Here is a 13,555-nt window from a genome sequence, read left to right as displayed (position 1 = left end):
TGCGAGCGCGTTAATAATAGTAATTATCATTTGCACTCTCACTACGTTCACGAATGAGAAAACGGATCACTGAACCCTGAAAATGAATTTTTTAATCAAAAAATCACAACACATTGTAAAAAATATTATTTTTATGGAGAGAGAGAATCACCAGCCGTTCAGTGACTTTGTGCATCTGAAACCCGACGCTAGCCTGCAACGACGCCAATGCCGCCTCGCTATCCACCAGCGAAAAGCTGCCAGTCACAGTTTGATTGGCCAACGCAGATGCCGGGATGAGAATACGCCCGGGACGATAGCGTTCCACCTCACGCACCACATCAGCCAGCCGAGCACGATAGAACACATAACGCCCTTCACACCACGCCATTTCATCTGCAACATTCACGCTGACAGGTGCATGAGCTCCGCTGGCGCTAAACCACACCTGCTGTCCGGGTTTAAGCAGGGTGGGAGTCACAGACCCACCCGCTGTCACCGCGACACTTCCCTTTGCCAGGGTCACCAGAGCAGCAAGTGGACGCGCCGCCCTTGCGGCGTAAACTCAACGTTGAATGCGCTATCCGCATCCAGCAACACCCTCGAGCCATCTGCCAGCGTGACGTCCCGACGTTCGCCTTTGCTCGCCGAGTGGCTTGCTGTCGCATTCTGTATCCAGTAGGGATTTTCCAGCCAGAGTATCCCCGCCAACACCAATGCACAGCAGGCGCTAGCCGAAATCAGCCACCGTCTTGCGCGTTGATGGCGTTTTTCCTGCTTGATTGCCGTGAGATAGACCGCCAGTACGGCAGACTCCTTTTCCGCCAGTCGCTTGCCAGGTGCAGCGGTTGCCTGCCATACCGCCTCGACCGCGCGATATGCGTCATCGTGCGCCGGGTTACTCTGTCGCCACTGGTCGCAGGCGGCACGCTGAGCGCTCGAAGGATTATCCCGCAGAGCGATAAACCAGTCGCGCGCTTGTTCGCGGATCTGCGTCTCAGTCGGTGTCATCGTGCTCGCCTCCTATGCGCGCTTCGCAGGCAGCTACGGCCAGCGCCATGTGTTTTGCCACCGCTCGTGATGAAATCCCCATCACCGCAGCAATTTCCGATAAACTGCGACCATGAACCCGATTGAGAAAAAAGATATGCCGCGTTTTTTGCGGTAAGGCCGCCAGGATTTCATAAATATGATGGATGTTCTGCTGTGCGGATACAATGTCTTGCGGCGACTCGGCTTCCTCAGCGTAGTGCTCAGGCAGCACGCCATGAAGGTAGTCTGCTTTGGTTTTTTCCGCCCGCAAATGGTCAATTGCCGCATTACGCGCACAGCGGGTGAGATAAGCGGCGGAGTCGCCTTTCCACTCAATCGCCTTTTCACACAAGCGCAGAAAAATATCCTGCACCAGGTCGCTGGCTATATTACGGCACCCCACCCGACGCCGGATCTGCCGTTCCAGGCGTTCATGCTCTGTGAGGTATAGCGCGGCAAGATCCTTGCTTTTGTCGGTCATGACGTCGAGCCCCGAACGGTAGTAAAAACAGTGCCGAACCGCGCAAGGATCCTGTGCAACAACGCGGGAAGAATGGGCTGAACGGACGGCAATTATTGCTGATGTTATCAAGCGTTTCCAGCAAATAAAAATGATAATCAATGCATTACGTTTAGTACGGTTATCGTTCCGGTGTCTTGCAGTGGATATATACATTGCATGGGATTATCCTACACTTAGCGGTGAAAACACGCTCAGGAATCCCATTTACCTATTGAATGACGCGAGATTACGTTATGGAATTAAAGGATTATTACGCCATCATGGGCGTAAAATCGACAGACGATCTCAAGACCATCAAGACCGCCTATCGTCGATTGGCCCGCAAGTATCACCCGGATATCAGCAAAGAGCCCGACGCCGAAGAACGGTTTAAAGCCGTGGCTGAAGCATGGGAAGTGCTGAGTGACGAACAGCGGCGAGCAGAGTATGACCAACTGTGGCAACACCGTAATGATCCGCAGTTCACCCGGCAGCCACAGCAGGAAAGTGGCCAGCGCTATAAGGCTGAAGACGTTGACGATCTTTTTTCCTCTATCTTTGGTCAACATGCTCGCCAGTCACAGCAATCCCGCGCAACCCGTGGTCATGACATTGAAATCGAAGTCGCGGTATTCCTCGAAGAAACCCTTAGTGAGCACAATCAAACCATCAGTTACAGGCTACCGGTATATAACGCCTTCGGCATAGTAGAGCAGGAAATTCCCAAAACGCTCAATGTGAAGATACCGGCAGGCGTGGGCAACGGTCAGCGCATTCGCCTTAAAGGCCAGGGAACGCCGGGTGAACAAGGTGGGCCGAGTGGCGATCTGTGGTTGGTTATACATATTGCTCCGCATCCGCTGTTTGATATCGTGGGGCACGATTTGGAAATTGTGGTCCCGCTTGCCCCTTGGGAAGCCGCACTGGGTGCAAAGGTCACCGTACCGACACTGACAGAGAGCATTCTGCTGACGATCCCTGCGGGCAGTCAGGCAGGCCAACGGTTACGTATCAAAGGTAAGGGGCTTATCGGTAAACACCATACCGGCGATCTGTACGCCGTGATAAAAATCGTGATGCCACCGAAACCGGATGACAGCACCAGCGCCCTGTGGCAACAGCTGGCAGATGCCCAACCATCCTTTGATCCTCGCAAAACATGGGGGAAAGCATAATGTCTACAGTAACCATCACCTTTACCGTTACTGAGTTTTGCCCACATACCGGCGTTTCGGAAGATGAACTGAATGAAATTGTCGGCCTGGGGGTGATTGAACCCCATGAAGATGAACACTCATGCTGGCAATTTGACGATCATGCAGCCACGATTATGCAGCGCGCCCTGCGTTTAAGAAGGGAGTTAACGTTAGATTGGCCCGGTATCGCCGTAGCCCTGACATTATTGGAAGAGAACGCGCAGTTGCGCCAAGAAAATCGACAGCTGAAACAACGCCTGTCCCGCTTTATTACACATGTCGGATAAAGCCAGCCTGCGTGGCACGGTTTAAAATCCGTAGTGACGTGCTACGCAGCACAGTGCATCAATGATGGAGCTGCGCCAGATCGTCTTCAGTAAGGCTAGTCATTTCCATTATGATGGTGTGATCCATTCCTTTTTGCAACATCGCCCGGGCGATTTTTAATCGGACTTCACGTTCCCATTTTTCAAGCCCACGCGCTTCCCACAGCGCTATGCCTTTCTCGATACCTTTTTCAATGCCTTTCTGCTCCAACTGTTCCGCTATGGTCATCAGTTCATCCCCATGTTGCGGCACCCGTTGTGCCAGTTGCCTCACATAAGTATCAGCGTTCGCCGTATTACCCATCTGTACCATGTAGTTTATCAGCGATCGGACCTGTTGTCTGGTCATGCTATTTGTCAGCATAATTGTCGCCAATCGATCCATTAATTCAACCAAATCTCGCTGACGTATATGCTTCTGCACCAATGTCAGCGCCGCCATACTACGATGTTGCATAATTTCATCATCGGGAATGACGGTTACATCGATCAGATAGAAATTTTCGGTGTAGAGCCGATAAACAACTGTTGGATCGTCAAACAGTTGCAACCAGTTAAGCGGATAGGGGTATGGGCTTGTTTCACCGGCGTAAAACACCATCGGGATAACGAGCGGTAGCGTTTTATAACCCGCATCGAGATGTCGTTGCATCGCGGCAATAGCATATCGCATTAATCTGAACGCCATCATTTTATCCGGTGAACTCTGGTGTTCAATCAGCACATGGATATACCCTTCCCCCACCATTGTCTGCAAGCTGTAAAGCACGTCGCTGTAATACGCCCGCAGATTATCTTCAATGAAAGATCCGGACTCCAATTTTAGCGTATCCAGATCGCAATATTTTCGTAAGTGGTTGGGCAAATGCAACTGCATAAAATCTCTTGCCGTGTCTGGATGAGTCAAGAACTGCTTGAACATGGCATCATGGGTAGTGGGTGTTGTCGTAGACTTTTTCATCAGTGCAGGCTCTGAAATGTATCCACAGTGACTTTAATCATCCGTCCTTATCGGTTTATTCAATCGCAACGGTAAATTTTGTCATTCACGACGATCGCGGCCGAGAAATGACTCACCCGCGATCGCCGCATTCACACCTTAGAGCGTTTCACCATTGATGGCGATAACATCCTGATACCAGTAGAAACTTTTCTTACGGTAGCGAGCCAGCGTGCCGTTACCATCGTTATCCTGATCTACATAGATAAAACCGTAGCGCTTGTTCATTTCTGACGTCGATGCGCTGATAAGATCGATAGGTGCCCAAGAGGTATAGCCCATCAGTTCTACGCCGTCTTTCACCGCTTCTTTCATCTCTTTCAGGTGCGACTGGAAGAACGCAATACGGTAGTCATCATTAACCTGATGATCTTCGTCGATCTGATCGACAGCACCCATGCCGTTTTCCACCACGAACAAGGGGATCTGATAACGATCGTACATATTGTTAAGCGCAATCCGCAGCCCAACCGGATCGATCTGCCAGTCCCATTCGGTCGTTTTCAGATAGGGGTTCTTCACCCCACCGGCAATGTTACTGCCCACTTTATCCATCTTGTCGGCGTTGACGCTGGTGACCAGCGACATGTAGTAGCTGAAGGAGAGGAAATCCACCGTATGCTGTTGCAGGATCTCCTCATCACCCGGTAGCATGTTGATGTGGATGCCCTTTTCCGCAAAACGGCGCGTCATGTGGCGCGGATAACGTCCGCGAATCTGGACATCACTAAAGAAGTAGTTGAGCTGGTTTTCGCGGTATGCCAGCAAAATATCTTCCGGCGCACAGCTTTCTGGGTAGGTCAGCATGCAGCCAATTTTTGCCTCCAGGCAGAGGCGACGACAATGTTTTACCGCCAGCGCGCTGGCAACAAACTGATGATGCAGCGCCTGATAAATCACGGTTTCGATCTCATCCTTCGAGAAGCGATCCGGCACAATTCCGCCCGTGGTAAACGGGTGACGGATGATACTGTCGATCTCATTGAACGTGAGCCAGTACTTCACTTTATCTTTATAACGCTCCAACACGGTAACAGCGAATTTCTCAAAACAATCCACCGTTTTTCTGCCATTCCACCCGGCAAAATGGTTAACCAGATAGATCGGCATTTCGTAATGGGACAGTGTGACCAATGACTCAATACCGTTATTGCGCAGCTCATCAAACAGTTCGTCATAGAAACGTAGTCCCTCTTCATTCGGCTGCTCTTCAACACCGGTGGGGAAAATTCGTGTCCAGGCAATGGAGACGCGCAACACCTTGAAGTTCATCTCGGCAAACAGGGCAATGTCTTCACGAAAGCGGTGATAAAAATCGATACCGCGGTGTTTAGGGTACGCGCTGGCATCAGTGGCGGCGATAGCATCAGCAATCTGCTCATCGGTGATTTTATAGTGCTTCTCATACTCTTCACGCTTCAGATTCTTTTTGTGAATCGCCATGTCTGCCGTGGAGAGCCATTTGCCTCCCACATTCCATCCCCTTCCACCTGATTGGCCGCCAGTGCGCCCCCCACAAAAATCCTTTTGGAAAACCGGTAATTGCTGAATCTTTCATGTTCTCTCTCCCATTGATAATTAAACGGTGGCGCTAAACAGGGTCATTAAGGTGTTGTTGGTTACACGAGGTTGCTCAGTGGCAGAAATCGACTGATAGTCATCGGTATTGGCGATCACCACGGGCGTTGTTACATCAAAGTCTTTGGCGATCAGCGCCTCAAGATCGAAGGTCACCAGCAGTTGCCCCGTGGTTACACGATCCCCTTCATTGACGTGGCTGGCAAAATGCTCACCGTTGAGTCGCACCGTGTCGATTTCGACGTGCACCAGCACTTCCACACCATAATCAGAGGTGATCCCAATGGCATGTTTGCTGTGGAACAGCTTTGATACCACGCCGTTTACTGGCGACGTCACTACCCCCTCAGAGGTGAGAATCGCGATGCCTTTACCTATGATTTCACTGGCGAATACCGCATCCTTAACTGAGGTGAGCGGCACGATAGTGCCATTGAGCGGTGCCACCAGCGTGATGCCCGGTAACAGGCTTTGGCTACCAGCTGTCGTCAAAGGAGCAGAGGGTGTGGCCGTTTTTGGCGTTTTTGCCCCTGCTGTTGACGACTCGCCAAGTGACTCATCAAAGCCCAGCAGGTAGGTCAACAAAGCCGAGAGCGTGAATGACATGCCGATACCAATCAGGTAATAGGCAAACGTGGTGGCCATAAACGCAGGCAACGTGGTCAATGCCGGGAATATATAGGCCATAACCGTGGTGCCCATTGAACCGATAAAGCCACCCGCGACCGTCCCGGCAATCAACGATGCCACCAGCGGGCGTTTATATTTGATAGAAATCCCGTAGACAATAGACTCGGTTACGCCAGCAAACAACGCAGGCACCATGCTGGACAGAGCGAATGATTTCAGCTTTTTATTTTTGGCTTTCAGGAACACGCCAAACGCCGCCCCCGCCTGGGCAAAGGTCGCTGCGGCCGTCGCCGGTTTGATGGTGTCAAAACCACGCAGTGCCAGGTTATTGAACATCACCGGCACCATGATCAGCATCCCCAACATCGGCACAGACACCATCTCGATGCTTTGGTGAATCAGGCGTTTTAGCAATCGCTCCAGATAGGAGTAGGCCCAGATAGCCAGTATCGCCGGGATCAGCGTGGAGGAATATTTCATCAGCACCACCGGGACCCCCAGAAACTCGACAATATCCCCCTGCTTTGCCATCAACCCGGTGAACGTCGGTTCCAGCAACGCACCGACAATTGCAACGGAAACAAACTGATGTGCATTGAACGCTTTAGCACAGGAAAACGCCAACAGCAGCGGCAGAAAATAAAACACGCTGTTGCTCGCTGCTGCCAGAATTTTATAGGTACTGCCTGCGGTATCAATAAAGTGGTAGGTCGACAGGATCACCAGAAATGCTTTCAGCATCCCGGCACCGGCCAATGCAGGCACAATTGGCACTAAAATGGAGGACATTTTATTGAACAGATGTCCGACCATATTGCCTTTCTTGCCATCGGATCCGCTCTCACTGTCAGAGGTGGCACCACCTTTAATGCCAAACTCATCCACTAAAAGGCGATATACCGTAGAGACATCATTGCCAATCACGACCTGGTATTGATTATTGCTTTCGACGGCTAGAATAACGCCATCCAGTTTATCCAATGCGGCTTTATTAAATTTAGTGCCATCTTTTAGTGAAAATCTTAAGCGTGTAATACAGTGAGTTAACGAGCCAACGTTCTTTTCACCGCCAATAAGCTCAAGTATTTCCCCGGCAAGTAAACGAAAATTACTCATGGGCTGACCTCGATAATAGTCATCGTCGTATTTTTATCACAAAATGAATAAGCAAATGTTTAAGCGCTTGTAGTAAATCCCATCATGAGAACTGTCTTTAAACGCTATTTCCCCACATGTTCAATATGTATAGAAAGAAACATCATTTCATCATCGGTTAGCGAGCGACCATAATCATGGCTAATAAATTTATTCACGCGTTTGGCACATTCATAGGAAGCAGAATATTTTAACGCCACAACGTCATGCAACGAGCTGTCATCGCTGGTGACATAAGTATTACTCAGTAACCGATGCGCAAAAAATTTCAGGTGAGTAACAAACCGCTGAAAATTGATTGAGTCTTCTTTATATTCGATTTTTAAATGGTATTTAACAATGTTCAGATATCCTGAATCACTTTCGATACGGCCTTTATATCTGGCATCGCGCCGTCTTTCTGCGAGTTCAACAGATGCAGGGCAATAAACCCCGCTTCGTCTTCAGGCAACGCCACGTGGAGTTGGGCATTAATTTCAGCAATCGCCCACTGACCGATGATAAACTCATTACGATAAAGGCGCTTGATATCCCACAGCAGCATATTTTCGACATAAGTACCCTGCCGGGTTCTTTCGATAGCAAAACTCAAGTGATCGAGCAAAGAGGCGTAAACGCTTTTGTGAATTTTTCTATCGAGCTTACTGGTCGCCTGCTTAACGATATCCAGAACGATATTAAGCAGCGCATCAGGAACATCCTTAAATGCTTCGCTGGTTTTATCTATACTGTTATCTTCATCGAGTCGAAATATTTTTTGAATACAGGCCTCATTGACCAGGGCATCAGTTTTTTTGTTAAAACCAACGCCTTTTCCAATAACAACGCACTCCTTGCCGCTAAAATCGCGTGCAACGATGACATTGTTATTCAGAACCCGCTGTATTCTCATATTCCACCCCCAAAAAAAGCAAAACCTAAAAGAGTCTTTTATCTCTTTTAGGTTTTGCCTGTTATTCAAACAGTAACAACCCATGCCTGAGAATACACCATAACCCAGTATACCTTGCAAGCAGGGGATGTTTAATTTTCGTTTTATTGTGATGATTATCACGCATTAACAGGGTGTTCACCAAACCCTACAGCCTGCATAAAATTGGCAACAAAAAACATCCCTGTCTCAGTTTTTTCGCTCTCAACGCGGGTCGAGCAGTTCCAACCGATCCCGAATCTGCTCCCGCCAGGTGCCCGACAAGGTTTCAATCTGATAAACTGCTTCCAGCGCCTCAAGACTGGCGGCCAGCGGCCAGATCGAAAATTATCTCCTGCACGCGACTCAGTGGCCATTGACTGTAAGGGCGTTCCAACAGCTCAAACGCGGCCCCCGCGTAAACCTCACCCTCCTGCAACACGCGATAGAACCAGCCGTTGCGAGATTGCGCATGCATTAAGGCCGGTGCGGCATCATCTTCCAGTCGCCCCGCCATGGTATTGCACGCAATACGGCCCCAGGATACCTGAAGCAGTGCCGTCCCCACGTTGAAGATATCACCAGCGCACACACTCTGTTCAGTCATCCCCTGCGTCGAAAAGTTTTCACCAAAAATTCCCGGGGCGTCAAATAGCGCAGCGCGATCGTGGTACTTAGCGCGCCAGAAAGCATAGTGTTCCCACGCATAATGTAATAGTGCACAGTCCGGATCCGGGTAGTACGTTTTATCCCCCTGCTCAGTTTCAAGACCGTGAGAGTGAATCCAGGCCCGCTGGGTAAACACCTTCTTCTCATGGGAGATCGTTGTTGATGTCGCATTGCACAAAATACGGGATAACGTTGCTGTGTGTTCCATAAAGCTTCCACGTTCAATAAAACCTCCACCCTCAATGCAGATGCTCCCAGCATGCCGGGGAGCAGACAATCAGAACTTGTAGGCAATTCCCGCCCAGAAATTGCGCCCTTGCTCAATGAACCCTTCGTTATAGGCATACTCGGTATCGAACAGGTTATTGACCGAGGCATTGACACTAACGCCATGGCCCACATCGTAATCTGCACGCAGGTTGGTCACGGTGAAGCCAGAAGCTCGCTGTTTCGCGTCACTGCTGTTGTAAGCCGAGGAGCGCGCCTCCTGCGACAGGGTTAAGCTTAAGGGTTCCCAAGGCTTGAAGGTCATCCATGCCACCAGCGTATGCGTCGGCAAATCGGTCACTTTACCCACTTCATCCTGTTTCACATCAGTATGAATCAGGCCATAGCTCAGGCCAAGGTCCAGCATCTCCGTCACGCGCCCTTTTATACCGAGATCCAGGCCGGTGTAGTCCACGCGCCCGCTGTTACGGTTTTGCAGGGTATTGGCATCAATGGTGTGCCCCAGAATCGCATCATTGACGCGGTTATAATAGACGCTGACATCATAGTCCCAGTCGCGGGTAAAGGTGCCGTTCCATGTCACATCAACCGTTTGCGCCCGTTCTGGGTTCAGATGCGGATTTACCAGCACCGTCTGGCCGTTATAAGCGGGTTTCGAAGTGGTGTAGCGCTCTTTGAGCGTGGGGAAACGTGTACGATCCGAGAAAGAGAGCGACAGCGTATCTTCATTGGCGAAGTGATATTTGGTCATCAGCTGCCAGTTAAACGCGTTCTGGCTGTTGTTGGCATAGTAAATGATTTCAGTTCCGGAGTGTTTCATACCCTGGCGACTGTCACGCCAGTCATAGCTGATACCGGCTACCACATCGAGATTATCGGCTGCGGCCCACTGGTATTCGCTCGCCAAAGACCAGGTGCGATCTTTGTAGCGATCAAACGGGGCATCGACAGCGCCCCGTTCCCGATGCACATAATCCTTCCAGTTCACCGCAAACGAGAGCAAATCACTGGTGCGTACATCGGCAGCAAGTTGCAGTCCGGCTCCGTTAGTGAAATCGGAGTAATGGCTGTAGTTTCCTTTACGGTTCTTCAGGTCGGCCAGTGATTGATACATCATCAATGTATTTTCGAAAGTATCGCGATAAAAACGACTCTTCAGGGTGTAACGATCGCCAAGCTGCGTAGTGCCCTGATAGTAATAACTCTCTTTGTCATACTGCGGCCAGTGCCAGTAGCGTGATTTCTGGTCTGGATTTGTGCCCGTATAGGGCGGGTTCTCTTTGCTGCCGTCCTGATTGATATAGGTAAATACGTATTCGTCATTTTCGCGCGGGGTAAAGCCCACTTTGACGATCCCACGTTTATCATCCGCCGCAGAGTTGATCATCTTGCCATTCTGACCGGCAACCGGGTTATCTACGCTACGCGGCAGGCCGAGGAAATCCTGTTTTACCCGGCTACCGCTGAGCTGGATATAGCCCGTGTCATTACTGGCGCCCAGTGATGCCTGGGTGTCGAAGGCGTTTGTTTTGCTGCGACTACAACCCTGACGATATCCCACGCTGGCCTCCAGCGGTTTGGTTGGCTTTTTGCTGGTGATATTGATGGCACCGCCCATCTGGTTCGGGCCTTGCAGCAACGACGAATAGCCTTTGGACACTTCCAGCGACGCCAGATCGGAGGTGGGGAAACGCCCTAAATCCAGATTGCCGTCATAAGGAACATAGACCGGTACGCCGTCAAAATAGACCGGCACCTGGCGGCTATCAAAGCCACGTACCTTGACCTGCTGTTCATTACGTGCACCCGATTTTTGCAATACCACGCCGGGCACTACGCTCAGCGCCTGTGCCACATTGCGTTTATCCAGCTTTTGTATGATTTCCTGATTAAGCACCGTGGTGGTAGCCGCAGGCACCGGGCTCGACCACACGGTCATGGTGTCGCTTTCCAGCCCAGCAACAGCGTTATGCGCGAAAGCAAGCGACAGCGTGCAGGCAGGCGCGAGTGTGGGGGCGAGGCGGGCAATATTCGCCGCCTGTTCAGGGGTAAATTTGTCGAGTTGTAGGCAATCAGGTGCTGCAATGCGGCGTCTCGTTCGCGCTGACCCGGCACGGCAAACGTACTCATGTGCGGCATCATCCCCATCAGCACCATATCAAGCACGCTAAACGCGAACGCGCCCTCATGGGCCTGGGGCACCCAGGCAATCACGCTGGCGCGCTGCGCATATGAATAACGGTGCAAGGGGGTGCCTGCCAGCACAATTTCTCCAGAAAGCAGTGGCAACACGCCAAGAATGGCGCGCATTAACGTGGTTTTCCCACAGCCATTGGCCCCCAGCAAACAGCAAGCATTGCCTGCTGGTAGGGAAAATGCCACATCACGCAATACCGTGCGGCGGGCGTAACCCACAGTGGCCTGCTGCACCTCGAGCAGCGACATCATCTGCCCCCTCGTAACAACAGCAGCAGGAAGAACGGCGCACCGATAAAGGCGCTCAGCGCACGCGCCAGCGTATCGGTCAGCAGCAACAATACGGCGCCAATGCTCATGGCAACCGGCAACAAACGCTGGTGATTGTTGCCCGTCAGCAAACGGCCAATATGCGGCACCACCAGCCCGACCCAGCCGATAACACCCGCCACGGCCAGCGCGCTGGCCGTCATCAGCGTGGCACAGACAATCAGCCCCATGCGCAAGCGGGTGACATTAATCCCCAGCGCGCGAGCTTCATCGTCTGCCAGCGTCAGCAGGTTCATACGCCAACGCAGCAACAACGGCAGCATGCCCAACAGGATGATCGGTGCACACAGATAAAGATCGGCGCGCGTCACCGTGGAGAGCCCACCGAGCAGCCAGAAGGTAATGGAGGGCAACTGAGCATAAGGATCGGCGAGGGTTTTGATCAGCGAGACCCCCGCGCCGCACACCGTTCCCAGCGCAATGCCGACCAGCACTAACGTCAACACCGGATCGTGCCGCGTCACCTGTCGGGTGATCAGCCAAACCCCAGCCACCACCAGCAAATGCCAGTAACTGGATCAACAACAGCGGTAAACGCCGCCACAATGCGCGGCAGGCGGATCTGCCAGAATACGATCTGATCTTGCGGCAAAAGGCTGTCAGGACTGAAAAGCAGCCCGATCACCTGATGAAGACTCAACGGATACGCGCCGGAAAAAATAGCCAGCGCGATACACAACAGCGCCAGAGTGCTTAACAGCGTAAACAGGGTTGCCGTTCTCATTGCGCGTTTACGATACGGTTAAACTGCGCCTCGCTCAGCGGTGCATGCCAGAACAACGTGGCAAAGCGCATCATGTCGGCTTCAAATGAATGGGCCACATCCTTGTCCAACCAGGCGTGTAAACGTCGCAAGCCGAGCAGTCGATTGATACCCGGCGGCGCATCCAACCAGCCAAACGGCAAGCCGCTAAGAAACAGGATGCGTTTTTGCGCAACGGCCTTCACGCCCTACCATACCGGATCGTGAGTCAATGTATGCAGAGTCGCCGCCTCCTGCACCAAAATGATGTCCGGTTGCCAGGCCACTGGCCCCGCGCGCCGCATAAAAGTGAACGTTGGCGGCATCCGAATGGGCGAATGACTGCGCCTCTTCAATAAACTGACGCGCCAATTCCGACTGCGGCTCGGTGCGAAACGCTACGCCGAGCGCGTTCCCGATCTCCTGTAACTGCTGCGGCGTGCGCGCCAGCGTGCCGTTGATCAGTAGCCACGGGGTTTGCGTTTGGCTGCTGATACGTTGCGCTTGTGAAGTCCAGGTGTCATCCGCATTGCCACAGTCAACAATCAGATCGGGCTTCAATGCGAGCAGTTTTTCCAGTGACAGCATGGTCGCACGCCCCGCCAGACGGCCCAACCTGGATAAGCGGGTAATCACTTCCGGCAGCAGATCCTTGCCCGTTTGAGAGAAGTCGAAGGACGAGAAACCCAGTAATTTCTCCGGTGCCGCCGCCATCAGCAACAAATCGGCAGGCGCGCCCACGCTGATCACGCGATGAATATGTTGCGGTGCCGGTAAGCTTCCCACCGTGAATGTCAGCGCCTCGGCGGAAAAAGCGGGCCATCCCCGCAATAACCCTGCGGCAGCCATTGCCTGAAGTAAGCGTCGTCGTGTCACTGGCATAACATCATCCTGAATACGCAATATTTCGTTATATATTTAAACACACAACGAAAGGAACGTTGCTCAATGTCAACATTTGATAACTCAGGTAATCATTCACTTCGTAACTTTTCAGATTCCACCGACGCTAAAATACAAGTAAAGCCAATACACTAAAGTGGCCATGCTTGAGCTAATATCTTGGAAAATAAATATAAAAG

12 protein-coding genes and 3 pseudogenes are annotated in these 13,555 nt (G+C 51.6%); 2 read left to right on the top strand and 13 right to left on the bottom strand.

Going from position 1 to position 13,555, the window contains the following annotated elements; all coding sequences use genetic code 11:
* Window positions 1-103: 103 nt before the first annotated feature.
* Genes JZM30_RS20905 through JZM30_RS20895 form a run of 3 tightly spaced genes read right to left on the bottom strand, consistent with a single transcriptional unit; the run spans window position 104 to window position 1,492 of the window.
* Complete coding sequence (locus tag JZM30_RS20905; protein WP_252321142.1) at window positions 104-478, bottom strand: FecR family protein; 375 nt, start codon at window positions 476-478, stop codon at window positions 104-106.
* 23 nt (window positions 479-501) lie between these two features.
* Window positions 502-990, bottom strand: a complete 489-nt coding sequence (locus JZM30_RS20900; RefSeq protein ID WP_252321140.1) for a FecR family protein — start codon at window positions 988-990, stop codon at window positions 502-504.
* Window positions 977-1,492, bottom strand: a complete 516-nt coding sequence (locus tag JZM30_RS20895; RefSeq protein ID WP_252321138.1) for an RNA polymerase sigma factor — start codon at window positions 1,490-1,492, stop codon at window positions 977-979. Before JZM30_RS20895 ends, JZM30_RS20900 begins: the two co-directional genes overlap by 14 nt.
* Before the next feature lie 275 nt (window positions 1,493-1,767).
* Here JZM30_RS20895 and cbpA point away from each other — a divergent pair, with 275 nt between their 5' ends.
* On the top strand, window positions 1,768-2,688 hold the full coding sequence (gene cbpA / locus JZM30_RS20890; protein WP_252321136.1) for a curved DNA-binding protein: 921 nt from the start codon (window positions 1,768-1,770) through the stop codon (window positions 2,686-2,688).
* Window positions 2,688-2,996: a chaperone modulator CbpM gene (gene cbpM / locus JZM30_RS20885; protein WP_252321134.1), complete on the top strand. Its 309-nt coding sequence runs from the start codon at window positions 2,688-2,690 to the stop codon at window positions 2,994-2,996. The genes cbpA and cbpM overlap by 1 nt, the downstream gene beginning before the upstream one ends.
* A 58-nt stretch (window positions 2,997-3,054) precedes the next feature.
* Here the strand turns inward: cbpM and JZM30_RS20880 are convergent, their stop codons facing one another.
* From JZM30_RS20880 to JZM30_RS20835, 10 genes and pseudogenes are all read right to left on the bottom strand, one after another.
* Window positions 3,055-3,996, bottom strand: coding sequence for an Rpn family recombination-promoting nuclease/putative transposase (locus tag JZM30_RS20880; RefSeq protein ID WP_438801533.1), 942 nt, complete (start codon window positions 3,994-3,996; stop codon window positions 3,055-3,057).
* A 138-nt stretch (window positions 3,997-4,134) separates the two neighbouring features.
* A pseudogene (locus tag JZM30_RS20875) lies at window positions 4,135-5,593 on the bottom strand (glycoside hydrolase family 1 protein).
* A gap of 20 nt (window positions 5,594-5,613) precedes the next feature.
* Window positions 5,614-7,359 carry a glucose PTS transporter subunit IIA gene (locus JZM30_RS20870; RefSeq protein ID WP_252321132.1) on the bottom strand — a complete coding sequence of 582 codons (1,746 nt, stop codon included), beginning with the start codon at window positions 7,357-7,359 and terminating at the stop codon, window positions 5,614-5,616.
* Between the two features lie 104 nt (window positions 7,360-7,463).
* Window positions 7,464-7,697: a PRD domain-containing protein gene (locus JZM30_RS20865; RefSeq protein WP_252321192.1), complete on the bottom strand. Its 234-nt coding sequence runs from the start codon at window positions 7,695-7,697 to the stop codon at window positions 7,464-7,466.
* A 44-nt stretch (window positions 7,698-7,741) separates the two neighbouring features.
* On the bottom strand, window positions 7,742-8,359 hold the full coding sequence (locus JZM30_RS20860) for a PRD domain-containing protein (RefSeq protein WP_252321130.1): 618 nt from the start codon (window positions 8,357-8,359) through the stop codon (window positions 7,742-7,744).
* A 265-nt stretch (window positions 8,360-8,624) separates the two neighbouring features.
* Entirely contained in the window at window positions 8,625-9,185 is a 561-nt protein-coding gene (locus tag JZM30_RS20855) for an MOSC domain-containing protein (RefSeq protein ID WP_252321128.1), read from the bottom strand.
* A gap of 69 nt (window positions 9,186-9,254) precedes the next feature.
* A complete protein-coding gene (locus tag JZM30_RS20850; RefSeq protein ID WP_291831026.1) occupies window positions 9,255-11,234 on the bottom strand; it encodes a TonB-dependent receptor plug domain-containing protein in 1,980 nt (659 codons plus the stop codon).
* Window positions 11,141-11,653 carry an ATP-binding cassette domain-containing protein gene (locus JZM30_RS20845; RefSeq protein ID WP_438801532.1) on the bottom strand — a complete coding sequence of 171 codons (513 nt, stop codon included), beginning with the start codon at window positions 11,651-11,653 and terminating at the stop codon, window positions 11,141-11,143. The genes JZM30_RS20850 and JZM30_RS20845 overlap by 94 nt, the downstream gene beginning before the upstream one ends.
* Window positions 11,650-12,455, bottom strand: a pseudogene (locus tag JZM30_RS20840) (FecCD family ABC transporter permease). The gene JZM30_RS20845 and the pseudogene JZM30_RS20840 overlap by 4 nt, the downstream one beginning before the upstream one ends.
* Window positions 12,452-13,355 (bottom strand): annotated as a pseudogene (locus JZM30_RS20835) (TroA family protein). Before JZM30_RS20835 ends, JZM30_RS20840 begins: the two co-directional pseudogenes overlap by 4 nt.
* Between the last annotated feature and the right edge of the window lie 200 nt (window positions 13,356-13,555).

Source organism: Candidatus Symbiopectobacterium endolongispinus, assembly GCF_018777385.1.
Classification (GTDB): domain Bacteria; phylum Pseudomonadota; class Gammaproteobacteria; order Enterobacterales; family Enterobacteriaceae; genus Symbiopectobacterium; species Symbiopectobacterium endolongispinus.
Note: the sequence above shows the minus strand (reverse complement) of the source record. Positions and strands in the feature narration are given on the sequence as shown.

Bases quoted from the DNA above. Each gene is read 5' to 3' on its own strand.
- JZM30_RS20900 (WP_252321140.1), bottom strand. From the start codon at position 990: ATGACACCGACTGAGACGCAGATCCGCGAACAAGCGCGCGACTGGTTT.
- JZM30_RS20895 (WP_252321138.1), bottom strand. From the start codon at position 1,492: ATGACCGACAAAAGCAAGGATCTTGCCGCGCTATACCTCACAGAGCAT.
- cbpA (WP_252321136.1), top strand. From the start codon at position 1,768: ATGGAATTAAAGGATTATTACGCCATCATGGGCGTAAAATCGACAGAC.
- cbpM (WP_252321134.1), top strand. From the start codon at position 2,688: ATGTCTACAGTAACCATCACCTTTACCGTTACTGAGTTTTGCCCACAT.
- JZM30_RS20880 (WP_438801533.1), bottom strand. From the start codon at position 3,996: ATGAAAAAGTCTACGACAACACCCACTACCCATGATGCCATGTTCAAG.
- JZM30_RS20870 (WP_252321132.1), bottom strand. From the start codon at position 7,359: ATGAGTAATTTTCGTTTACTTGCCGGGGAAATACTTGAGCTTATTGGC.
- JZM30_RS20855 (WP_252321128.1), bottom strand. From the start codon at position 9,185: ATGGAACACACAGCAACGTTATCCCGTATTTTGTGCAATGCGACATCA.
- JZM30_RS20845 (WP_438801532.1), bottom strand. From the start codon at position 11,653: ATGATGTCGCTGCTCGAGGTGCAGCAGGCCACTGTGGGTTACGCCCGC.